Genomic DNA, 24233 nt, shown 5'->3' with positions numbered 1-24233 from the left:
TTGTCAATACACCTTAACTTCCCACAAACCGGGCGCGCCGGACAAGATGGTTAATTTGAGGAAACGGGTTTTCCCTATTTTATTGACCACTTCGGGAGAGTGAATCACCTGCGATGCGGGTGTATTTACTGTTTTCCATGCATGCCCATCTTCCGATTTCTCGATTTTAAAACTATGCCCCAGTGTAGATTTTACGAAAAAGAGCTCCAGGCTATTCACCCGCCTTATTGTACCAAGATCAATCTGATACCAAGGCTCCTTATCGGCATTGTCGCTCATCCAAAAAGTTCCGTTTGAACCGTCAATAGCATTTTCTGGTTTAAAATCCATTATACGCTGAACGCTTACAAGTTCAGTTTCAACAAATTTGGGAGGCATAGCAATCAACTTATCAATTACCGTGTTGATAGTTGTTTTGATAACGGTATCCCTTCTCGCGCTCGAAGCCGTAACTTTAACAGGATGTATGAGGGTATTTTTGTTCAAATTGGGTATTTCCGCAATCCCGGTAGTATTTACCTGTGCGGGCTGAATGGTTCCATCGGCGTTAAACTGTAAGCGGTTAACAAAAACCTGACGGGTTGTGCCTCCCTGGCCGTATTCCAGATAAAAAAACAGATAATTATCTGAACCGGGGATACGCAGCACATTACCATGGCCCGGCCCCCAAACGCCTTTCGCAACATCGGATTTGAATACCATATCCTGCTCCGGGGCAACAAAGGGGCCCAATGGGCCGGTTTTACTCATCATATAGGCATAAGCATAGTTGGCTCCGCCCGATAATGTATAAAAATAGTAATAAATACCGTTTCGCTTAAATAAGAAGGGCCCCTCGGAATAACCGGATCTCTTGGTTGGAATAGATACTTCCAGGCCTTCAATAGTTTTCCAGTCTTTACTCAGTTTAGCCGCTTTTCTTCGGCGCCAGAAAATATAAGCCTGCCCATCCTCATCTACAAAGGGGTCTCCATCTATATCAGCCACGACAGGCTTAGTCTCTTCACTTTCTTTTTCTGGCTGATTAGAGAAAACACCTGATCCATTGCTGAATTTAAAAGGGCCTTCCGGCCTCTTTGCCGTTAAATGATAAGTACCGAGCCTTGCATCAGGCTTAACAATGGTAGCATACAGGTGATAAAGGTTATCTTTTTTAATTACCACACCAGGGGCCCAGTACCTGAAATATCCCGTTTTCTTTTTTCCTTCGGGGCCATAGGTGTAAGGTTTGTTCCAATCAATACCCTGAAAAAGTGTCCCTTTATAACTCCAGTTAACAAGGTCTTTTGAGGCCCAAACAACGGGCGGCCCCATTTCCTTCAAATCACGGTCAATATCGGCCGTTCCATACAAATAATACGTACCGTTAAAATTAACCACGGAGGGGTCGGCAACATAATCCGGGATAACCGGTTGAGGTAAAGGCTGATTATTCTGCTGCGCTTTAACTGCAAGCCCAACAAACAATAGCCATAATAAGACTAAATTTTTTAATAAACTATTATTCATAAGAGTAACTTACTTAAGTTTCCGATCAAACAAAGGTCTCCTTAGCGCACCGCCGCTAATGTTAATATTCGCATAATGACTATTTTATTGGATCTTACTTAGTTGATAGGCTTATACCTGAAATTATCCAATATCACAGCGCCTTCCTTTCCAGCTGACATAAAACCTGGCCGCAATGCAAAAAAGCCGTGATATTTGTTATGGTTGAAACCTGATACCTGTAAGCCGGATTGGAAAATTACCCAGTTTTTGCCATCCTTGCTGGCATGCATATCGCAGGTATTCCGGTTGTTTTTAATTTTAAGATAAAAATGCCTTCCCAGTGCCACAGATTTGTTGAGGTGCGCGTCTGCATTCTTATAAATGGTAACACTTTTACCATTGGATGTAATGCCAGCGAAAGCTTCCTCATTGTAAAACAAAATCAACCCGCCGGTACTTCTCCCGGTTAAACTCACTTCTACCTGGGCTTCATAACTTGTATCCGGAACTGTGGTTAATAAAAGCTGTGCATTCGCCGGACCAGAACCCTTAGCCTTTAAATAAAGGCTGCCATTTTTTAGCTGAATGACATTCGTATCATAGCCTTTCCAGGCTGTCCATTGCAGCCCGAGCGTCGTTTTATTGAAATTATCAGATAGCATAAAGCCCGATGAATATTTTTCTTCTTTTGTTCCGGAATCCATCTTTCCTTTTGCCGTTTTGAACCAACCATCTGCTGTCCACTCAATAGGTTCAATAAGGGTTTGGCGTCCTAAAGTATGATATCCTTTTTCATAAGCATGGTATACAATCCACCAGTTTCCTTTTATATCATCAATTAATGTCCCATGGCCTTTAGACCACCATTTCTCATCTGCACTATAGGTATGGACAATTGGATTATACGGAGAATTTTCCCACGGGCCCTGGATGCTTTTTGAACGGGCGGCTACCACCATGTGGCTGGTTGCCGGACCCGCGGTACCTCCTTCAGCAGTTAGCATATAGAAATAATCTCCCTTCTTAACAATCTTCGGAGACTCCAGGCATTTACATTCGGTAATCCAATCTTTGGGATAATCCCAACCAGTGTAAACGTCTTTTATATTGCCTGTTACAGAAAGCCCGTCATCAGATAAAGAAACCATACCACCGGCAGAAACGAACAAATAACGCTTACCTACTTCGTCTACTGCATGTCCGGGATCAATACGAGTCACCTTTAAATCAATAGGTTTACTCCAAGGGCCGCGTATATCATTCGCCCATATTACCCAGTTTGAGCCATTGGCCGGAAAATAAATATAATACTTACCCTTATATTTCAACAGGTCGGGAGCCATGGCCGATCCAACCAGATCTGGCATGGCCCGTGTTATCGGCTCCCAGTTAACCAGGTCTTTCGAATGCCATATTAAAAAGCCGGGAGAATATGTAAACGGTGAATGCGTCATGTAAAAATCATTCCCGTCACGCATAATACTCGGGTCCGGATAATCACCTCTTAGGATAGCCTTTGGATACTCTTGTGCAGACGTACAATAGGTAAGCCCTGCAAATACCATTAAAAGAGTGATTTTTTTAAAGAAATTGGATACGATCATATTTATTTACAAAGCTTATATTTCTAAAGTTTCAAATGAGATCCCGGTAATGGGCATGCTTAATCTTTTTTCTTAGCACATAAAGTAGCGTCACATGGATATGCGGAAGTTATGTATCATGAAAATATGACTGGTTAAAAAGGAGCCTAATACTCTACCATCAGGAAATTTTTTTTTATTTTCCGAATTTTTATGTTTCTCAACATGATCGCGCAACAGCCGCAGGCCGATGGCATATTTTGTATCAATGCCATGTAAGAGCAATAATATCAATCTACAAAGCCAGAGTTGCATTTTAACGACCTGGGTAAGCTAGATCAGTGATAACACATAAAAATTCAGCTTGAAACGCAGCAAATTACTTTTTTAGGCCTCGTAGTTTATCTAAGCAAAATGCCGAAATCACCGAATGAAATACCTGTTAGTTATAATGATATGATGTACTTTTTCAATCATGATCTGTGTGCACAGCAGCAGGAATTAAAACACATAACGGGCTAATTCAATGGCCTGATAATAACGGCTATTCCCCCCTTTGCTCTAAGGCTGACATTCAAAATTCCCGTATATTTTAAATTGGTAGTCCTTTTACGAATTCCGCCATTATCGTCGTCTTCGTATATCGTTGCCTGATATGACTTTGATTTATTGAGAAACCCAAGCCTAACTTTCCCGGTCCATGGCTCCAAACCCGCCGCCCCTCCCAGGAACCAATCCTTACCCTTGCGCCTGACGACACAAATTCCTTTTCCAATATCACCACAAACATATTTGCTTTCATCCCACACTGTCGGGACGTACTTAAAGAACTCTATCTCCTGTTCACCCTGGTAGTCCTGGGAACGCCCATACCAGAATATAGCTTGTAACGGATCAAAATAAACGACTGTAAGGGCAAGTTGCTGCGCTTTACTCACTTTAACATTTTTGTTGTAGGAATTAATCATGTTGGGATAACAAAAAGTAAAATCAGCAGCACCTGCAAGAAAACGTGTAAACGGAAGTACAGTATTATGAAAAGCGTCAGGGCTGTTTTCATCACCACGAATGCCTTCAGAACTGAGCACAAAAGGATACCTTCGGCTTAGTCCGGTAGGTTTGTAATGATCATGTACATTCAACACAAAACCATAATTGTTTACTTTTTTCATAGCCGTATCAAGCCATGATAGCCCTCTTTGTGTGCCACCATCAACAAATCCGAATTTAATACCGGCGATGCCCCATTTTTTATAGAGTGGTAACAGCGTATCTAACTTCGCCTTAAGTCCAACATAATTGACATAAAGAATGACACCGATGCCTTTCTGTTTACCGTGGGCAATAATTTGCGGTAAATCAAATTCGGGCAAAGGCCTGGTGGGATCAGATACGGTTCTGAACTCGGCGCCGTACCAGCCTGCATCGATCAATATATATTGAAAATTCATTTTTGAAGCAAAATCAACGCCATCGAGGGCGCCCCGGGTGTTGATGGGTACCCGGAATACTTTTCCGGGCACCACGGCTGCAGGGCCCCTGGCTGATAGAGGATTAACAAGTTTCAAATTCAGTTGACTAAAATCATGCAATCCGACCGCTGTTTTGCTGAAACTGATAGTTCTCCATGGTGTCACTAAACTGTCCCTGAAAACGACCATGGTATCTTTTTGAACGGAGGGAGCATTGTGTCCCCTATAAAGCGTATCCACATAAAACCGGAATGCAAGGCTATTGGGCTTTTCCCCTCGTATAAGCACGCATTTGGTGTAATTTCTGTTATCAGCTTCCCCAACGCTGATATAACCACAGCCCGCCGCAACTAGTGTTGAAGGAAGGTCACTGGCTCCCGCCAGAGAATCGACCTTTACAAGCCTGAATACCGATTCCTCGTGATATTGATAGATTGTGCTTACGTTTGCAAAATTCATCTCTGTACCCTCTTCCAGCAGGCGTACCGGCCGCCTCGGCAAATTATAACAAGCATACCGAAAGGCCAGGCTGCCATTATATAACCTCACGTAAATTTGGAACATTCCGGTTGCTGTACGGCACTTTAAAATGCCCGCCTCGTAATTATCTTCAATCACTGCATCTTCACCAAGCGGCCAGGAAAACCTGGAACTGACTTTTAATTTGCTTACCGAAGGGGCGGACCGAAGCGAGTCAAGAACTGGCCCGTCCGTTTTAATTCCCAGCGCCGACCAATTAACGATCACCCGGCCGCCAGATGTCATCCTGTAAACAAGGCGATTCCGTTGATTAAGCTTGATTTGAACTACGGTACGTCCATCCGGAGAATGTATCGAGGTGATAAGTTGAGCCGCGCCGGTGTTTTTGGCGAATGCCGTTGATGCGAAGAGCACAGACAAAAAGCCTAATAACGTTACAATATACTTTTTTGAATAAAACATAATCTCTCTTATTATAAAATAAGACAAAACAATAGCCAAAATATACTCAACTCATTGAGTTGATTTTGAATGGCGCATTAAACACAAAAAGTAATCTGGCCTTAATAAAGTGGGAAAATATATCGGCGTAGTTGTATGCGATAACAACAATAACTGAGTACCAAATTAAACGAAAATAAATGAGTATAACCGGCTGTAAGAATTCGTCCTTCCCATATAACATCCGACACTGTTTTTGGAGGCTTCTTAAAAGATGCCTTGCTTAATGATATTTCGCCATGGAACACCCTTTCTAACAAAAATTAAATAATTTGAATATGCTCCTCAAAAAAAATTCAATTCCATTCATAATATTCTTTGCTGCTATGTTCAACGTGCAAACAACGCGCGCGCAGCATGCTGACCGTATTTCCCCCGGAGAATTATGGCCTGACGATCATGGGGAACATATACAGGCCCACGGTGGCGGGATAACCAAAGTAAAAGACAAATATTACTGGTATGGTGAAGAAAGAAGACGGGGACTGGACAGCAATATACGTTATGTAAGCTGCTACGTTTCTAAAGACCTTATGAACTGGAAATTCAAGGGGGATGTAGTGGCATTTACAGACCCTGAAAACCTGGGACCTAAATGGATACTTGAGCGTCCGAAAGTATTTTTAAGTAAAAAAACCGGCAAATTCGTTATGTATTTTCATCTCGATAACGCTACGTATAAATATGCCCGGGTTGGGATAGCGGTTTGCGATCGTCCGGACGGGCAGTTCCGATATCTGAAAAGCTTCCACCCGTTGGATCACGAAAGCAGGGACATTGGGCAATTTGTCGACGATGACGGAGCGCAATACCTTGTATTTGAAGACCGGCCACTTGGCTTCCATATTGTTAAACTTACAGAAAATTGCCTCGGTATAGAACGGGAAATGTGTCTGATCCGCCAACACATGGAAGGCGGCGCAATTGTTCATTACCAAGGCTTATATTATGCAATAGGCTCAGCATTAACTGGCTGGAGACCGAATGCGAACAAATATGCTACCGCCACGTCGCTTGAAGGACCATGGTCTGATTTCAAGGATATCGCGCCAAAAGAAACCAACACGTATAATTCACAGTCAACACTACTCCTTAAAATTTCGGGAAGGAAAGATACGACTGTTGTATTTCTCGGAGATATCTGGAAGCCCAGGTCCCAATGGGATTCCAGATATCTCTGGATGCCGGTGGAAATCGGAAATGGCAGAATGTGGTTACCGAAACCTGTCCCCTTTAAAATTAATGTCCGTGAAGGTTCCACATTCAAAGCCGATTAACCGGCTGCTCTGCGGCGAATTACATTTAACCTGTCCTTAAGTACCTGTATGAATCGCGCCGCTTGATCATTTCAAACGGAATTTGTGGTCTTTTATCAGAACCGGCAGCTCTTCTACTGTTTTTTTTGATAAAAATTTTAATATGATGAGTATGCCGCTTCGCAGGATGAAGTCATCCTTGAAGAAGCACAATTCAGGCTTTAAAAATCATATTTCTGATAATCAAAAATTAAACCATGAGTCGTTTTAAACGAAGAAATCACCTGTTACGCTTATTGAAGATTCTTGCTATCATGCATGACACACTTAAAATTACAGGTGGATGGCGAAATCATCTAAGTGTGATACGCCGTATGTTTTCCATTTCACCAACAGGCGGCAATAGCAGCCGTTTCGCTAGTTAACCAACAGCACAACCAATTAATTAAACAATGAATAAATTATGAGAAAAGCAGTACTTAATTACAAGCTGTATGCTACGTTATTTACCATCCTACTGGCATTGGTAAGTTTTCGCGGCTATGGCCAGTCAACGGTATCGGGGCAAGTTACCGATGCAAAGACCCACGAAACAATTATCGGCGCCACAGTGAAGGTAAAGGGCACATCAACAGCAGTTGCGACAGATGTAAAAGGCAATTTCAAAATAGCCGCTTCGCAGGGTGACATCCTGCAAATCAGCTATCTGAGTTTCAGTTCATTAGAAGTTGAAGCGGACACCAAAACGATTATGCACATCAGCCTTAGCGCTGTGCCGAATGACCTTAACGAGGTAATTGTAGTGGGCTACGGCACCAGGAAAAAGGAAACGCTAACGGGTGCGATCTCCCAGGTCGGATCTGAAGTGTTCAGAGACAGGCCGGTACCCAACGCGGCGCTTGCGCTGCAGGGAGAGATTCCCGGTTTGGTTGTTACAAGAAATTCTCCCAGGCCGGGCAATGAAAATTTGACCATCAGGCTACGCGGGGAATCGTCTACTTCGGCTGTTTCACCGCTGATTATCATTGACGGCGTACCTACTGTAGCAGATTTTGAGATCAGTACATTAAACCCTAATGACATTGAATCAGTTACCGCACTTAAAGATGCATCTGCCGCAATTTACGGTGCACGTGCACAGGGAGGTGTATTATTGATTACCACCAAGCGAGGTAAGGGAAAAGCCCAGGTTAATTACAATCCCAGTTACAGCATTAATACAGTTGCTAAAACAGTTCCCTGGGGTAGTATGATGCAATGGGCCAGCCTTTATCTTGAAACATCAATGCAAGACAGGGTCGACGCATCAGGCAACCCAATTCAGTTTCTTCCACAGTGGACACTTGCCAACCTTCAAAGAATGTCAAACGGCGAATCATTTGATTATACGCAACCGAGCGGGTTGGTATCGCATTATGCCGATAATAACTGGCAAAGCGCGCTCTATGGCAATTCAGCTTCTCAACTACAGAATCTCTCGCTCACAGGCTCAACAGATAATACCGGCTATGCAGCTTCTTTGGGGTATTCTAACAACAAGTCAGTTCTTAAAACAGCTTATGACGGCGAAATAAAATATAATGCCCGCTTTAACTATGATTACCAGATCTCTAAAAAAGTTAAATGGCAATCCGGTATCGCGTACGATACAAGAACGGTAAAAAGTCCCAGAAATGGCGTTGGAGCAGGCTTTTTTGATGCCCCCATTTTTCCCGTTTACAACAGCCTTGGTAAATATTATGATGATTATGGCTACCGTAACCCGGTGGCGATGACACAAGCCGGTGGCCGTATCAGGAATACAGACAACTTCTTCCGTTTCAATACCAGGCTCTCGGCAAATATCATTGACGGTTTAACAATAAGCGGAACGGCGGCAATCACCAAACGTGATGGCATGAAAAACGAATATAATCAAACTTATAATCTTTACAGCTGGACCGGAGACCGTGTAACTTCAACAATTTATAATCCAGCTTTCGTAGGAGAAACAATCTCAAATACCGTTTACAACAACTTTGGTGTGCTTGCGGATTACAATAAGACCTTTGCACAAAAGCACAATATTGCAGTTACATTGGGCAGTACTGCCGAGCTGCAGGAAGACAGGGTTTTGGGTGCTCAACGTACAGGTCTGTTATACCCGGGCCTTTACGACCTGAATACCGCGACCCCGGTAAACGCGACCAATAATAGTTCAGACGTTAAGGTAGGACTTACATCGTACCTTGGACGTTTTGACTACGATTATAATAAACGCTACCTTCTGGAACTGATTGGCCGTAGTGACGCCTCTTCCCGTTTTGATGCTGATCACCGCAGGCAAAACTTTTACGGCATTTCAGCCGGGTGGGCCTTATCAGAAGAAAGTTTCATGAAGCCGTTGAAATTTGTGAACTACCTTAAAGTGCGCGCGGACTATGGAGAAACCGGCGGACTCGGGGGCGGCACCAATGGCTTATCAAGCACAAATGGTGCAATTGGCCCTTTCAACTATGTATCCGGCATCGGCGCCGGAACCGCAATATTTGGTAATACAGCAGCCGTACAGGGTACCAATTCTATCTCCAATATATACAATGTTGCACTGACCTGGGAACGGATGCTGAACAAAAATATAGGAGTTGACTTCACCATGTTTAACAACAAGCTTAGCGGATCCTTTGATGTATACGAACGTAAAAACACAGGATTAATTCTCAGCTTGGTTTATCCTGCCGTATTAGGTGCGAATGCGCCCCCAAGCAATGCGGGCAACCTCAGGGTACGAGGTTTTGAAGCAACACTCAATTGGCGTGATAAAATTGGTGAGGTTTCCTACAATATCGGGCTGAATTTAAGCAACAACAAAAACCTTTTGGTTAAGCGAACCGGCGCAACTGCTATCGCTCCCGGACAAAACCTGCCGTTACAAGGATATCCGCTCAATTCGCTTTTCCTTTACAAGACGAACGGTGTATTCCCAACGCAGGCAGACGCAGACGCATATACCGCAAAATACACGGCAAACACTGTAGGTAATCTGGGTGCTATGACCGGAAATAGCAAACTGCGTGCCGGCGACCTAAGCGTTGTTGATTTAAACGGTGATGGCGTTTTGAATACAAGTGACCTGTATTTTGCAGGTGATGCTGATCCGCACTATACATTCGGTACAAATCTTGGGATACGCTGGAAAAATTTCGACCTCTCCGGCTTCTTCCAGGGAGTACTTAAACAAAATTTATTACGTGGCGGGAATGGCAGAGCTCCATTTTTCCGCAACTACCTAAATATCAACACGTACTATATTGGAAAAACATGGACACCAGACAACACCGACGCCCTTTACCCAAGATTGTCATTTGACAATAGCCGGAATAACTGGAACTGGGCAGTTAATGACGTAAACATGGAAACTCTCCGTTATGTTCGACTGAAAAACATGATCGTCGGATACACCCTTCCAAAACAGTGGATGGACAAATTGGGGATAAAGCGGATACGGGCATATGTTTCCGGAAACGACCTGCTGACATTCTCATCTGTTAAGGATGGCTTCGATCCAGAAAGAGGAACATCTTCTGACAGCAGTTACCCTTTCATCAGGACATATACATTTGGATTGGAAGTTGGATTTTAAAATATTGTGGATAAATGAAAAAGTTAAACTATATAATAGCGCTCTCCCTGATTATCTCAGCCAGCGCATGCAGAAAAACATTTTTAGATCTGAACCCGATCGACCAGCCTACTACGGCCTCGTTCTTTCAGAACGCTGCCCAGTTCAAATCATTTTCTAATGATTTCTATAATAAAATGATAGGCTTTCGTCCTGTTAAGTCAGATGTTCAGGGCGCAGGCAACAGTAATATTTACGATTTTATGGATGCAGGCACCGATTTGACCGAAGCTATCAGCGCTTATGGGCAAGGCGCAGTAGCGGTACCGCAAACCGACATTTACTGGCTAAATACCTATGCATATATCCGTGCCAATAATGTATTGATTGAGGCGGCAGCAAATTACGCAGGCGACAAAGCGGCAATCAAACAATATGTGTCAGCAGCCTATTTCTTTCGCGCGTGGCACCATTTTTTCCTTTTAAAAAGATACGGGGGAATACCGCTTGCCATCAAAGTACTCAGTGTCAATTCCACCGACCTTCAAGCACCGAGAAATACTCGCTACGAAGTGGCAAACCAGGTATTAAAAGACCTTGATGTTGCCATTGCAGGCTTGCCTTTAGAGGCGAGTATAGCTGCTGCTGATAAAGGACAAGTGAGCCAGCAGGCTGCCAAAGCTTTTAAAGCGCGTGTATTACTTTATGAGGCCACCTGGGAAAAGTACGTTAATACCACTACCGACTGGGCTCAAGATCAGAAAAAGGCCGACAGTACAATAACATGGCTTACCCAGGCGGCAAACCTGGCTTCGCAGATAATGACAGACAATACCTTTTCTTTGTTTAACGGTGTCGATACGCTGAGCTATTATTATATGTTCAACCTTGATGATGCAAATTCAAATCCGAAAGGGTTGACCAAAGTAAGCAACAAGGAATATATCCTGTCAAGTCATTATGACTTTACACTGCTACAAGGAAATGCCAATTTAACCCATACATTAGTGGGTTGGGGACCATCAAGGAAAATGATGGATATGTATTTGTGCACAGACGGTCTTCCTTTCACAGTGTCACCCTTGGCTAAAGGATACGCAAATATGACCGACGAATTTGATAATCGTGAATGGAGACTGCGCAGTTTGGTGGTTATTCCCAAAAAGAAATATTGGGGCTTCGGAGTAACAACGGGGGCCAATTATAACTTAGCTAATTATTTAACTACATTCAATTTTCCGGCTATAATAAAACCTTATTACCCAGACCTGTACAACAGTTTAAACGGCGGGTATCCGAACCGTAAATTCTGTTCCGAAGAATCTACAAGAGCCGACTACCAGGAATCTTATGATTACCCGCAAATACGCCTCGCAGAAGTTTATCTGATTTATGCCGAAGCCAAATGTGAACTGGGTGGAGGTTCTATATCAGACGCGGATCTGAACATATCGATCAACAAAATCCGGGCACGTAATTATGTTGCACCACTTACCAATGCATTGATTGCTCCATATCCGAGCCTTACCATGCTGGGTGAGATCAGAAGAGAACGGGCACTTGAGCTTTATCTGGAAAACAGCCGCTATGATGACCTGAAACGCTGGGGCATAGCCGAAACTGAGTTGAATAAGTCGATCGAGGGTATGGTTGTGCAATACAACGGCCAACCAACCGAAGCGGCTACAGGCACTAATCCTATTACAAAAAACCCGATTTATAATGCCAGTAAATTTGTTTATGGCATCGACAATCAAACAGGTGCGGTGATACTGGACCCGGCAAGCAACCGCAAATTTAAGCGAATGCATTACCTCCTTCCGATTCCAAATGATCAGCGTTCTTTAAACCCTAATATTGTCCAAAATCCGGGCTACTAATAAAAAGAGACCGTATCATATACAAATGATGCGGTCTTTTTTCTTAAGATGTTTATGCCAGAGCATTGGTTTTATATAAATATGGCTCTTAGCGACGCTTAAGTATCCAAAACAAAAATCAGATTTATGAGGAGGAATAACTGTATCAAATCATTTCTGGAAATTTGAAAATAATTGGATACCGCTCAAGGCGATCCAATTTTTATAAAAAAATCATTTTTCGAACTTTCCTATGATCAATCGTTTTGTATATTTGTAGTACAACGATTAATGGCTAAATGGTGTTGTATAAATCGTTGAATGATCTTCTAAGAACTTATAACTCATTATAATTTAAGGCGTTACAAAGCGGGTTCGATTCCCGCTCTGAGTACAAAAGGAAACAACACAGGGTCGTTGTTTCCTTTTTTTATGCCCCTAAATTTCTATTAATCAAACGGTTATAACATTTAGGGGTATCGTTATTTTTCACATTGGTGAATTATATGTTTTTGCCATATGATAAAGAAAATCCAAGATAAGTGAGAGGTGTTTCTTTTTCATTGGGTTGATGTTATCAGGATATAAAATGACTGGAGCCACCATCCCGGTGGTTCCAGTCATCTTTTTAACTTTTATTATTTTTCTTTCAGGCAAGGCATAAACCCTGTTTCCTGGTTGACATTTTTATTAATTTCCTAAGTTAGGATTTAACTGAAGTTCGCCGGCAGGGATAGGTAAATAATATTGCGGCGTTCCAATCACTGCGTTTTCTGACGGATCCCTGCTCGCAATAACCTGGGTTAATAGCTGCAAGCGGGTTATATCAAACCACCTGGTATATTCACCCGCAAATTCCCATGCTCTTTCATTAATTATCGCTTTTATAAAATCTGTACTTGATAAACCAACCAGGGGAGTTAAACCTGCACGCGACCGTATGGCGTTAACACTTGCATAGGCCTGGTCGTTAACAGCACCGCTCCGGGCTTGGGCCTCGGCATATATCAATAAAACATGTGCATATCGCATCATTTGAACGGTACCATTTGAACCATCGGTACTTCCTTCAACAGGAGCCCTGAATTTCTCAAAATAGGGATGTTTTACGGCATCACTTTGCCATGGTATGGTAGTACCGTCAGATTTTTTAATAACCGTATGAAAAGTAGCATCCTTTCTTGGGCCGGCCGGGAAATCATTGAAAAATTTGATTTCCGTAAAGTAATCATCCCAGCCGTTTTCTTCTCCCGGCATTGCAGAAGAACCATAAAGCGCATTAGAGTTAAACCAGTTACAGGTACCGCAATTATGAATGGCAAAAACCTCTTCAGCTGTTGTTGTTCCTAACCTCGTATTCTGCCATAAGGTGTTCAGATCAGACACGAGGTCGAAACCATAGGCAGCCTTATTGTCTATTACATCCTTCGCTTTTGCAGCAGCCAGCGCATATTTGGAATTATCATTAATGGGCCAGCCGCCTTCTGTAAGGTATACATCTGCAAGCAGTGCCGATGCAGCGCCTTTGGAAGCCCTTCCTGCGTCCAGTTTTTTATTCTGCATTTGTTTTTCAGCATTCAACAAATCGCTTTCTATCAATTTATACACATCTGCAGGAGCAGACGGAGTAACCTTTAAAACTTCAGGACTGTAAACTTCTGAAGCGATCAATGGGATTTTTCCCCATAATCTGATAAGCCAGTAATAATCAAGGGCACGCAGGTAATAGGCTTCGCCGACAATCTGAGTAATGGTTGCTGCATCGCCTGTGGTCGATTTATAGTTATTAATGATGTTATTGGCGCCCTGTATAGATTTGTAACAGCCGTTCCAGATATTGAGCATCCTTCCGTTAAGATTGGAAACATGATACTGATCAAATTCCCGCAGATCAGCTTTGTTACTGGCCGGGTGGGTAGTCAGGTCATCGGAACCCATTAACACCGCAACTACTGCTGCTGTGTTAAACCCGCTTACCCAGGTGGTTGATAATGGTTTATAAGCACCTACCAATGCTGCATTTAAACCGGCCACCGTACTTAAGGCCTGTGCTCCTACAACCTGCCCTTTGGGATCTTCTTTCAGCGCTTTTTTACAGCCGAGCACAGAAAGGATCATTGATATAATTAAAATCTTTTTCATAATTAACTTTTCAATATGTTTTAAAACTTGAATACCGCGCCTGCATTAAATGTCTTTGAGTTGGGATATGAGCCAAAATCAATACTTTGGGTAACATCCGAGCCCGAACCGGCATTAGTTGATTCCGGATCGAACCCTTTATACCTGGTTATGGTAAACAGATTAGTGGCACCTACAAATAACTTAAGGTCAACACCTTTAATGGTACCTTTTGGCAAGTGATAAGAAACATTCAAGTTCTTGAGCCTTACAAAATTTCCATTCTCCAAAAAACGGCTTGATTCAAAATAGTCCTTATTGGTAGAACTGAATGCGGGGATGTTTGAAGTTTCATTAATACCGGGTATATACCTGTTCAAAACCCCTACGTTGGTAGCCTGCTTGGCATCTGCATTAGCGGTTATCGAACTGGCGTAAGTATAATCCAGTTTACTAAAGCCCAATAAGGATTGTACAAAAATATTTACCGAGAAATCACCATATGTAAAAGTGTTATTCCAGCCCAGCGATTGTTTAGGCGTACCGTTTCCGATGATCTGAAAATCACTGCCATTTATGGCATTGTCGCCATTCAGGTCCTGGTAATGTGAATCACCTGGCTTATTGCCATACTTTGCAGCTTCAGCCGCTTCGCTGGGTTTCCAGGTACCCAAATACTTCAGTCCCCAATATGATCCGAGCGCATAACCTGGTTTAATTATAAATTCAGGTTGGGTAGACAGGCCAGCACCCGCATTTGCTACAGTTTTGTCTGAAAACACACTGGCTAACGAGCCTAAACTTTTAACAAGGTTTTTTTGAAATGTTATATTAAACGAGCTTGACCAGGTAAACTTACCCGATTGAACAGGTGTACCCCCAATGTTAAATTCAAGCCCGCTGTTTTTCATTTTTCCTACATTACTAATAATGTTACCACCACCTGCATAAGCTGGCAACGGAAGGGATAAAAGCAGGTCCCTGGTGTTTTTTATATAGGCATCGGCAGTAAAACTTAACCGGTTATTAAATAAAGAGAGGTCTAAGCCCAGGTCTTCTGCCTGTGTTGTTTCCCATTTCAGGAAAGGGTTTGCGGCATTACCAAGTACAATCCCTGAAGAAACCGACGTATTGTTAAAGCTGTTGGCAGCCGAAAACGCGTCGCTGAGATAAGTGGACAGCGTGGCATATGGATTAATAGCCTGGCTCCCTGTTAAACCCCAGCTGCCCCTGATCTTAAAGGTGTCAAAAACGTTTAGTTTTTTAATAAAGGGTTCTTCAGAAAGTTTCCAGCCTAAAGCAACCGATGGAAAGGTGCTTTCCTGGTTAGTGGGTTGAAATTTTGAAGATCCATCCCTCCTCACCGAAACTGTCAGCAAATATTTGTCTTTATAAGCATAGTTTACCCGGCCTAAATAAGAAATCAAAGCCGACCCTGAATAGGTTGAGCCAGCCGACTGCGTAGTGGACAAGGCAAGATTATCAAACCCCAGGTTAGCAAATGTAAGGTTATTGGCATTGGCGCTAAACCCCGTTGAAGTATATTTTTGTTGCTCAAATACAGCCGTAACATTTAAGCTATGCACGTTGTTAAATATATGAGAGTAATTTAACGTATTGGTATTTTGCAAATTAAACAACTCCGTAGATGTGCGGCTGGCATTTGGGATGTTATTGGTTACAGATGGCCCGGAATAGTTTTTTCCCTGTATGTTTTGATAATCAACGGCAAAGCTTACATCCAATGAGAGATCCTTGAAAAAATGGTAGTTTGCTCCCCCGTTTAACGTTACATTGGAATTGTCAACGACGTTTTCTACATCATTGGCCAATGCTACGGGGTTATAGCGAATAGAGCCCAACGGATCGACAAGGGTATAAGTGCCCGCGGCCGTCCTTACCGGTGTAGTGGGGGCCCATGCCAATGCCTGGTTAACAGAGCCTCCTGTACCTTGATTATTTGTATTCAGGTTTTCTCTCCTTATAGCCGAAATATTAAGCCGGGTGGTCAGTTTATCTGAAAACTGTGAATTAATATTTGACCTGAAAGCGTAACGCTTGTAGTTTGAGTTGATAACGATACCATTTTGATTTAGATAGTCTCCTGAAATAAAAAATTGTGTTTTGGCATTGCCACCGGAGTAGCCTAATTTATACTCCTGCCCGGGTGCTGTCCTAAAAACCTCATCCTGCCAGTTAGTTCCGCCATTAGCCCTGAAATTATCTATCTGAGCCTGGGTAAAATAAGGCGCCAAACCAAGAGCGGCATTTCGCGTATTCACCGTAGTAGCAAAGTCGGCTGCACTTAACAGTTCCATTTTCTTGAGAACCCTCGATGTATAAAAAATAGGCGTAAGCGTTATTTCCTGCTTTTGTGCATTCCCTTTTTTGGTGGTTATCAAAACCACCCCGTTTGCCCCCCTGCTACCATAAATTGCTGTGCTTGATGCATCTTTTAAAACCTCGATATTAGCTATATCGTCAGGGTTCAGATTGTTAAAATCACCTCCGATAAAACCATCAATCACATATAACGGATTGTTATCCCCAAGTATAGAGTTAGAACCCCTTACCCTGATCTTCACATCTCCCCCGGGCGCACCTGAGTTGCTAACCACCTGCACCCCGGCAACCCTGCCTTGTAGAGCTTGGTCGACACGGGTAACAGGCTGGTCTTTAAAATCTTTCGATGACAGACTGGATAAAGAACCGGTAACATCTGACTTCCTCTGGGTACCATAACCAACAACTACCACTTCGCTAAGCTTACCCAGGTTTTCATGCAGAGTGATAGTCAAAAACGTTTCTTTGACTTTTGCGATGAATGCGTAAGATTGATACCCGATAAATGCAATCTCTATTTTATCACCCTCATTTGCTGTTATGGTAAATTCGCCGTTTGCATTGGCCACGGCATGGCTATTAGCGCTTTTATTGGTAACTGTGGCTCCGCTCAATGGCCTGCCTAATGAATCTACAACCTTTCCCGAAATGTCTATTTTCATTAAAACAGTCGTTTTCAGTTCATTGCCTTGTAAAAGCTCCTTCCGGGTTAAGACAATATTATTTTTGACGAACTTGTAAGTTAAAGGCAGATCCTTTAAACTCGCCTTCACTGCATCCTCTACTGATGCGTCCTTTATCTTGACAGTGATTTGCGTGTTTGGTAAATCATTGCTGTCATAAAAAAAGGTGTAACCGCTTTGTTGTTCAATATTATGCAGCACTTTTTTAACCGGGGCGCTTTTTTCGTTGAGCGTGATTTTTTGTCCGAATCCTTTTGCACTGACCTGTGCAAGAGCTATAATAAGGATGAACATTGTTAGTTTCATGATCAATAGCAATCTATGTGGCAGCCATAGGGAAGGCGCACCACGTTTTAAAGTATTTAATTTCATACTTTTGTAATGTTTGGGTTAATACGTAAAAAATAGACTCTAACTGGTTTTATCTTTCCGCTATCCGGCGGACAGAAAGGGTTAACTCAAACTTGCCGGACGGTGGGCCAACACTTTCCGGCTTATTTTTTTAACCCCCAAGTAATTACTCTTGTAAAATTTCTTTCATTCTTCGTGGATTTAATGGTTTATGAACTTGGTTTATGGGGTAGTAGTAGCTTATTAATGGTTAAGGGGTAACAATAATTTTTTTGTCCTCAAGTTTGAAATTTACCCTGGTGAACTTCAAAATATCAAGTACTTCCGAAGCGCTGATATTCCGATGGATTTTTCCGGTAAATGTTCGCGTTGGAATTTTACCTTCATATTCAATTTTTACTTCATATGCTCTTGCCAGCTGCCTCATCACTTCTCTCAAGTCGGTCTGGTCATAACTAAACAACCCGCTTTTCCAGGCAATGGCTTGCTCTACATCTGTGTCGCTGTTTATTTTAATATTGTTTGAATCAAATCCGATTTGAGCTTGCTGTCCTGGCGTAAGCATGGTAGCCCGACCGGCCTTACTTATTTTGATACTCCCCTCCAACAGTGTGGTTTTCATCTGCGCTTCATCATCATATGCATTGATATTAAAGTGCGTGCCAAATACCTGAACGGTTTGCCCGTGGGTAGTTACGAAGAACGGCCTGGCTTTGTCATGTGCCACTTCAAAATACACTTCGCCCGTAGTTTCTACTTTTCTATCCTTACCGGTGAACGCAACCGGATAGGTCACAGACGAAGCCGAGTTTAACCACACTTTTGTACCATCAGATAACTGGAGCGAATATTGTCCGCCGCCGGTAGTCATGGTGTTGTAAATTGGTGAGTTGTCGGTTGCGCTATTTTGCTGATTGGTAGAATAGGTAACTATTCCGTTATTGGCCTGACGAATTACCATATTTTTCTGCTGGGCCAACTGACCATTATGTTTTGTGTCGAGTATAATCTGCCGGCCCCCGGCAAGTGTTAATGTGGCTTTGTTGCCTATTGGCGCGATATCATCATGCCTGGCATGCGCCACCTTTTGAGGTTCAAGCCTTTGCGACAACAGATAGCCTCCAAGGGATAATACTAAAATGATAGAAGCGGCTATGGCAATTCGCGGCCAGATGGTTATTTTTTTTACCGGCTTTATTTCCGAATCTATGTAATCATCTATATTTAACTTCATTGATGATTTTAACCTGTCTTTTTGCTTCTCTTCCAATAAAGCAATCACATCTACATCAGCTATAAAAAGGTTATAATAAGCGTGTAGAAAGTTTTCTTCTTCTTTGGTTGCATTCCCTTCAAGATAGTTAGTAAGAATTACTAAAAACAGATCTTTTGTCATCGGTCTATTATTATTGGTATACACATGAGACATTCAAGCAGGAAAATCCCACGCAGAAAAAAAATATTTTTTACCCCCTGGATTTTTTTCGCAGAGCTGGTTTTTCGACAGATTTGACCAAAGGCAAAATATCGACTATAAGTACAGACAGGTAAAAAACATTATAAAAGAAGTTTTAAGCACCGATAAGAAAAAAGGAAACTGCTGATAGTTACCGGTTCGAAATAAGAATAACGGCAATAAATGTCAGCGAACTTCTGAGCAAAGTTAAAGCTCTTGTAAGTTGATTCTGCACAGTTTTTCGGGAGATATTAAGTTGTTGGGCGATTTCAAGGGTAGACAAATCCTCATGAAAACGCATTTCATATATCAATTTCTGAGCGGGTGCCATAGATTTAATCAACAATTCGTAGGAGTTGACCAGCTCTTTTTGCAATATTAATGCATCGGCTTCAGAACAGCATGCCCTTGCTTCCATAACTAAATCAGAAATACAAATAAACCGACTCTCTTTTTTCAGGAGCCTGAATATATTATTACGGACACAGCTAAATAAATATGCTTCAAGGTTTCCGATTAGATTAGCTTCACGATGAGCCCATAGGTAGATAAACACTTCCTGCGTAATATCTTTTGCTACATCACCGTCCCTCAACTTTCTGAATGCCTGGGAATATACTGTATCCCAATGTCTTTCATATAGTTCGGTAAAAGCCGTTCTGTCACTTTTTCTTACTAAAAAGAGTAGTTCATGATCGGTATATCCATCATATTCGGACATTCAGCTTCTTTGAATTAGGGGATCTAAAACGGTTTATAAATTGATGCTAAAGCTATGCAATTGTAACGGGAATGTTATAAAAAATTACACTTAAGTAACCTCATTGGTAAGAATCCCCATTAACCCCCTCTTGAATAAACCTCTTACGACAGTTTCACTTGATGCCCTTATAACTTTCGCCAGGTTTTGGTGAGGAGAAAGCCCTGCAATAGGCTCCTTCAAGGCTCCGACAACAAAGGTATTGGTTTGGGATCAAAAACATATTCAATTGCCGAAGACGGATTATAATTTGCCACTTGAGCCCCTGATTTTACATCTTTACTAAGTTCGAGCACGTCTGGTGCAGGACCCGACCCGGGTTTTAAAGATTGAATTTTACCAGAACGAATCATCTCATGTGCAATTAACGAAGCTGCTACAGAAGTCTGCATGTCCTCCGCGAAGACCTTATCTCGGGAGCGCGCTGGGCCATCGAAAGCCATTAAAAATGCCAGTACGTTTACATCGTCGGGATGCTTCAAAAACTGTTGAAAAATTGGAACTTTAAACAAATTATATAAAGTCTAATATATTTTTACAATTAAAGAAAAAAAATGTAACTTGCTTACATGAGCAAAGTAGCATTAAAAATAGAACATTATACTTCAGAAGAGTTACGATCCCTATTGAGGAAAGACGAGAAGTATCAACAGGCGATAAGATTATACGCCTGTTACCAGGTTTCTTTAGGTAAGCGGCCACAGGAGTTGGAATCGATTTACGAAACGTCTTTTAAGTCGATTTGCAATTGGGTAAACCGTTTAAATGAAGGCGGGATAGAGGCATTAATAGATAAGGTAAAACCGGGAAGAAATAACCGGCTTACGAATGATGAGCTACAATCGATAAAAGCTGTATTGTTAAATAAGCAGCCCGATGATTATGGATTTAACAGCGCCACCTGGACAGGGCCGTTATTGATTGAACTGATCAGGAAGGAATATCAGGTTGAATATAAAAAAGCGCAGATATACAATATATTAAAGAAGTTAGGTTTGACATTTCAAAAGGGTAAAGGCCTGTATCCCGAAGCACAGGACAGGGAAGAAAAGGTAAATGCTTTAAAAAAAACTCCGGGGGGTTCGGCAAGCTGATGCGGTAATCGTATTTGAGGATGAAGCAAGTTTGTCAAACACAGCTACAGTTTCGTATATGTGGGCAGAAAAAGGTAAGCAGCCGAAAATAAATCAAAAACAACGAAAAAGAGAAAGGAAAACTTTGTTCGGTTGTATTGAACCTGAAACCGGGATTGTAATCACCGGTAAAGCCGACAAAGGCAATACTGTCAGCTTTTTTAGTTTCCTGCTATTGGTAACGAAAATGTACCGGGACCGTAAGGTGATAATGGTTCTGGATAATGTGCCCTATCATCACGCCAAAAGACTGAAACCGATATTGGAGCGATACAGGCACAGGATAGAATTACTATACCTTCCAGCGTATTCTCCCGACCTGAATCCCATTGAGCGGGTTTGGTGGTATATGAGAAAGAAGATTACTCATAATCGGTATGTTCACAATCTGGAAGACCGGATCAATAGCTTTGACGTCTTTATGCAGGATTTCAAAGTTGAAAATGATCTCGGAAAGAATTTAGCTAAATTAATTGTAAATATTTAATGTACTTTATATAGATCTGCCTGCATCGAAAGTATGTCCAACGTAAAAAGTATTGGAGCGGCGTTTTTCCGTCTTTTTCCCGGTTTGATCTGACCTTGAAGGAGATGCCAAAGCTGGTTTGTGCTTTCATGACGTTTGGTATGAATTGATGCCTTTTGTGAATTCTGGTAAAAGAAACTCGCTCAAAAGGCAGTCAAAATATCGCAAAACGGGTCAAAAAAAAGCCATTTTAAAACGAGGTGGCCAGACATTTTAATAAAACTCCAAATAAATGGCTTATTTAGAGTTTTATGGAGTAGTTTTTGTATTCGCCGCAATAGTAGCTTATTGTAGTGATGGCTGCTTATAGATATCAAAAGTATGGATCGCTAAACAAGCCTTACCCGAAGTAACTTTCAATCTAACCTTTGATGCTGTTACCGGCTTAAATTTAACAAACCATTTATAGCCGATGGCTTGTTTTTCGGTTGCTTCCGGAATAGGCATCCATTTTTTTCCGTCCGAGGAATAATCCACAGACCAGCCTGTTGTACGGTGTCCCAATTCGATAACCTCCTGTAACATCAATACGTCAAATGTCTTCTTCCTGCCAAGGTTAAAAGTTATGGTATCCGTAACTGCATTATCACTTGTAGCATAATAAGTGCTTTCACTATCATCAATCATATTGGCCGGTTTATAGTTACCACCGCGTGGATGAAGTGATTTGATACTTGCTCCTGCCGCCAAATTATTCTTAAATGTACCGTTGATTAAACGGTGTAAGCTATCCGCTCTTACCGAGTCTATTGCAGGGATCAGCCCCCGCTTATCTGGCGGGAAGTTTAATAGCAGCACACTATTATGACCAACAGAATTGAAATAAAGGTCCCATAAAGCGGCAACGCTTTTAACATGGGCATCTTCTTCCTGGTGGTAAAACCAGCTTGGGCGAATGGATACATCTACTTCGGCCGGTACATACGCCGTACCGTCAACTTCTCCATGATTCAATTGGGGAATGTGCGCTGCTTCCTCTTTAATAGAAACCGGGTTGATAGTTGACCAGCACGGATCTCCTGATAATCCCGATTCATTGCCCATCCAGCGGCAGTCGGCATAGCGATATGAGTTTTTGGTCCCGAACACAACACAATTGGGTTGCAATTTGCGCACAGTATCGGCCCAACGGTCGTAAAAGGTCGATTTAATTTATTGAACGACACCTCGTCCCAGATCCATAAACCGATCAGCATAGCCACAGCCATACCCACGGCAAGGCCACTAATATTGATGAACGAAGAAACTTTGTTCCTGGTCGTATTTCGCCAGGCGATCTTTAAATAATTTTTAAACATATGATTGCGGTTTACCTGGTTCGAAATTACCGAAGCGGGCAGGTAACTATATGTCAAATTATAAGATGACAGTTGTTTTTTATACGCTGCAGGCGTTTCTCCAGTCAGCTGTTTGAATGCGCGGTGAAAGGTACTTAGCGAGTTAAAACCGGAATCATAAGCTATTCCTTCCAGAGTGAAATGATCATATGCAGCATCCTGCATCTTACAAGTTACTTCCGCTACGCGGTATCCATTGATGAAATCATTGAAGCTTGTTTTAAGCACCGTATTGATGATCCGCGACAAGTCGTGGGTGGTCAACCCGAGCTTTTCAGCCAGTCTGGTCAAACTTAGTTCCGGTCTTTGTAATAAGCGCCGTTCTTCATCATTTGTTTAAGCCAGCCGGCTTTATACTTAAATTCATCCGGCGATGGTAATTTCAAAAAATAGGGTTCATCTGCCGGCAATCTAATTTCTGGCATTAAGATCACTCTTCCGGCCGCTCCTATTGCCAGGGCGGCCAAAAGGAGACATAAGAAATCAACTGACAGGGTCGACTGATTATCGTTGTATAGGTAAGCGATGATCGCGAAGGGAAGCCATAATAGCCATAAAATGGCAAAACCTGTCAATAGGTTGTTCAGCCAGCGTAATTTCAGTCGATAACGGTCGCCCCTGTTAAATTTCAGGTTCCGCGAAAAGTCTTTGATCAGATTGTGAGCGGCATACAAATAAACACAAACCGAAATAAATATCAGTGAACGGAACACTGTGTTCAGGCCCGGAAAACTTGGCGTATAGCAAATATTCACCCAGATTTCTACCAGCAAAGGGCAGAAATGCAGCAGATCGCGGGAACGAAATTTATAGTCTGGCTTTATTATGCTCCATACATAAAAATAGATGAGCGGACCTAAGGCCAGCGAAAATTGCGGCGCGGCCAGGTTCCAATCCGGAAAAGTACTTTTCAGATGAATTTCAGTTCCGCCGACGCGGATTGCAGTCAAAACGGCAATGAGTAAGATCAGGGCAAGGATCCGGTTGGCGGTTTTGTTGCCTTTTGGGGTGATGAACAACATCAGGCTGAAAGTAAGCCCAACAAATATTGTTCCCAGAAAAGCCAGGTCATAAATATTGATATTGAAAGTATGCGGTTTCAAGTAAAGTGCTTGAATCAATCCCCGTTCCAAAATCATAATCTGTTAATGTACTGAACAATACACGCTCACAATTACATAAGATGTTCCAAAACCGAACATTGCTACGTTCGGTTTTGGAACAGCATTGAGATTGAGCTATATATTTTGACCCGTCCTGAAATAGCTATACAGATTTGT

At 42.2% G+C, this 24233-nt stretch carries 16 protein-coding genes; 5 read left to right on the top strand and 11 right to left on the bottom strand.

The genetic code is table 11. The annotated features are described in order from the left end of the window. Window positions 1–3: 3 nt before the first annotated feature. The 3 genes from SNE26_RS02910 to SNE26_RS02900 all read right to left on the bottom strand — a co-directional run bounded on the left by SNE26_RS02910 (window position 4) and on the right by SNE26_RS02900 (window position 5488). The gene (locus tag SNE26_RS02910) at window positions 4–1509 is read right to left on the bottom strand and encodes a family 43 glycosylhydrolase (protein WP_321557882.1); all 1506 of its coding nucleotides are present in this window, start codon (window positions 1507–1509) and stop codon (window positions 4–6) included. Window positions 1510–1607: 98 nt separating this feature from the next. Further along, a complete protein-coding gene (locus tag SNE26_RS02905; RefSeq protein ID WP_321557881.1) occupies window positions 1608–3095 on the bottom strand; it encodes a family 43 glycosylhydrolase in 1488 nt (495 codons plus the stop codon). A 497-nt stretch (window positions 3096–3592) separates the two neighbouring features. After that, window positions 3593–5488 (bottom strand): glycoside hydrolase family 97 catalytic domain-containing protein, encoded by a 1896-nt coding sequence (locus SNE26_RS02900; RefSeq protein ID WP_321557880.1) that lies wholly within the window; start codon window positions 5486–5488, stop codon window positions 3593–3595. 317 nt (window positions 5489–5805) lie between these two features. Between SNE26_RS02900 and SNE26_RS02895 the strand changes: the two genes are divergently transcribed. From SNE26_RS02895 to SNE26_RS02885, 3 genes are all read left to right on the top strand, one after another. After that, window positions 5806–6804, top strand: coding sequence for a family 43 glycosylhydrolase (locus tag SNE26_RS02895; protein ID WP_321557879.1), 999 nt, complete (start codon window positions 5806–5808; stop codon window positions 6802–6804). 442 nt (window positions 6805–7246) lie between these two features. Then, window positions 7247–10405, top strand: a complete 3159-nt coding sequence (locus tag SNE26_RS02890; protein WP_321557878.1) for a SusC/RagA family TonB-linked outer membrane protein — start codon at window positions 7247–7249, stop codon at window positions 10403–10405. A gap of 14 nt (window positions 10406–10419) precedes the next feature. Beyond that, the gene (locus SNE26_RS02885; protein WP_321557877.1) at window positions 10420–12264 is read left to right on the top strand and encodes a RagB/SusD family nutrient uptake outer membrane protein; all 1845 of its coding nucleotides are present in this window, start codon (window positions 10420–10422) and stop codon (window positions 12262–12264) included. 669 nt (window positions 12265–12933) lie between these two features. Here SNE26_RS02885 and SNE26_RS02880 read toward each other — a convergent pair. The 5 genes from SNE26_RS02880 to SNE26_RS02860 form a co-directional block, all read right to left on the bottom strand. Further along, window positions 12934–14385: a RagB/SusD family nutrient uptake outer membrane protein gene (locus tag SNE26_RS02880; protein WP_321557876.1), complete on the bottom strand. Its 1452-nt coding sequence runs from the start codon at window positions 14383–14385 to the stop codon at window positions 12934–12936. A gap of 20 nt (window positions 14386–14405) precedes the next feature. Next, entirely contained in the window at window positions 14406–17762 is a 3357-nt protein-coding gene (locus SNE26_RS02875; RefSeq protein ID WP_321557875.1) for a SusC/RagA family TonB-linked outer membrane protein, read from the bottom strand. Window positions 17763–17991: 229 nt separating this feature from the next. Further along, window positions 17992–19137, bottom strand: a complete 1146-nt coding sequence (locus SNE26_RS02870) for a FecR domain-containing protein (RefSeq protein ID WP_321557874.1) — start codon at window positions 19135–19137, stop codon at window positions 17992–17994. Window positions 19138–19348: 211 nt separating this feature from the next. Further along, on the bottom strand, window positions 19349–19918 hold the full coding sequence (locus SNE26_RS02865; RefSeq protein WP_321557873.1) for a sigma-70 family RNA polymerase sigma factor: 570 nt from the start codon (window positions 19916–19918) through the stop codon (window positions 19349–19351). A gap of 218 nt (window positions 19919–20136) precedes the next feature. Next, the gene (locus SNE26_RS02860; RefSeq protein ID WP_321557872.1) at window positions 20137–20469 is read right to left on the bottom strand and encodes a hypothetical protein; all 333 of its coding nucleotides are present in this window, start codon (window positions 20467–20469) and stop codon (window positions 20137–20139) included. A gap of 57 nt (window positions 20470–20526) precedes the next feature. Here SNE26_RS02860 and SNE26_RS02855 point away from each other — a divergent pair, with 57 nt between their 5' ends. Both SNE26_RS02855 and SNE26_RS02850 read left to right on the top strand, forming a co-directional pair. Further along, entirely contained in the window at window positions 20527–21051 is a 525-nt protein-coding gene (locus SNE26_RS02855) for a helix-turn-helix domain-containing protein (protein WP_321557871.1), read from the top strand. A gap of 7 nt (window positions 21052–21058) precedes the next feature. Then, window positions 21059–21577 carry an IS630 family transposase gene (locus tag SNE26_RS02850; protein ID WP_321560018.1) on the top strand — a complete coding sequence of 173 codons (519 nt, stop codon included), beginning with the start codon at window positions 21059–21061 and terminating at the stop codon, window positions 21575–21577. A 324-nt stretch (window positions 21578–21901) separates the two neighbouring features. Here SNE26_RS02850 and SNE26_RS02845 read toward each other — a convergent pair whose 3' ends face one another. From SNE26_RS02845 to SNE26_RS02835, 3 genes are read right to left on the bottom strand one after another with little or no spacing between them, the layout of a single operon-like run. Further along, on the bottom strand, window positions 21902–22660 hold the full coding sequence (locus SNE26_RS02845) for a discoidin domain-containing protein (RefSeq protein ID WP_321557870.1): 759 nt from the start codon (window positions 22658–22660) through the stop codon (window positions 21902–21904). Continuing rightward, window positions 22567–23244, bottom strand: coding sequence for a helix-turn-helix domain-containing protein (locus SNE26_RS02840; RefSeq protein WP_321557869.1), 678 nt, complete (start codon window positions 23242–23244; stop codon window positions 22567–22569). Before SNE26_RS02840 ends, SNE26_RS02845 begins: the two co-directional genes overlap by 94 nt. A 2-nt stretch (window positions 23245–23246) precedes the next feature. Further along, the gene (locus SNE26_RS02835) at window positions 23247–24056 is read right to left on the bottom strand and encodes a hypothetical protein (RefSeq protein ID WP_321557868.1); all 810 of its coding nucleotides are present in this window, start codon (window positions 24054–24056) and stop codon (window positions 23247–23249) included. Window positions 24057–24233: the final 177 nt, after the last annotated feature.

The sequence above is a fragment of the Mucilaginibacter sp. cycad4 genome (genome assembly GCF_034263275.1).
Lineage (GTDB): Bacteria > Bacteroidota > Bacteroidia > Sphingobacteriales > Sphingobacteriaceae > Mucilaginibacter.
The sequence above is the reverse complement of the archived record's forward strand: the minus strand, read 5'-3'. Positions and strand labels throughout refer to the sequence as shown.

Bases quoted from the DNA above. Each gene is read 5' to 3' on its own strand.
- SNE26_RS02910 (WP_321557882.1), bottom strand. From the start codon at position 1,509: ATGAATAATAGTTTATTAAAAAATTTAGTCTTATTATGGCTATTGTTT.
- SNE26_RS02905 (WP_321557881.1), bottom strand. From the start codon at position 3,095: ATGATCGTATCCAATTTCTTTAAAAAAATCACTCTTTTAATGGTATTT.
- SNE26_RS02900 (WP_321557880.1), bottom strand. From the start codon at position 5,488: ATGTTTTATTCAAAAAAGTATATTGTAACGTTATTAGGCTTTTTGTCT.
- SNE26_RS02895 (WP_321557879.1), top strand. From the start codon at position 5,806: ATGCTCCTCAAAAAAAATTCAATTCCATTCATAATATTCTTTGCTGCT.
- SNE26_RS02890 (WP_321557878.1), top strand. From the start codon at position 7,247: ATGAGAAAAGCAGTACTTAATTACAAGCTGTATGCTACGTTATTTACC.
- SNE26_RS02885 (WP_321557877.1), top strand. From the start codon at position 10,420: ATGAAAAAGTTAAACTATATAATAGCGCTCTCCCTGATTATCTCAGCC.
- SNE26_RS02880 (WP_321557876.1), bottom strand. From the start codon at position 14,385: ATGAAAAAGATTTTAATTATATCAATGATCCTTTCTGTGCTCGGCTGT.
- SNE26_RS02875 (WP_321557875.1), bottom strand. From the start codon at position 17,762: ATGAAATTAAATACTTTAAAACGTGGTGCGCCTTCCCTATGGCTGCCA.
- SNE26_RS02870 (WP_321557874.1), bottom strand. From the start codon at position 19,137: ATGACAAAAGATCTGTTTTTAGTAATTCTTACTAACTATCTTGAAGGG.
- SNE26_RS02865 (WP_321557873.1), bottom strand. From the start codon at position 19,918: ATGTCCGAATATGATGGATATACCGATCATGAACTACTCTTTTTAGTA.
- SNE26_RS02855 (WP_321557871.1), top strand. From the start codon at position 20,527: ATGAGCAAAGTAGCATTAAAAATAGAACATTATACTTCAGAAGAGTTA.
- SNE26_RS02845 (WP_321557870.1), bottom strand. From the start codon at position 22,660: ATGGGCAATGAATCGGGATTATCAGGAGATCCGTGCTGGTCAACTATC.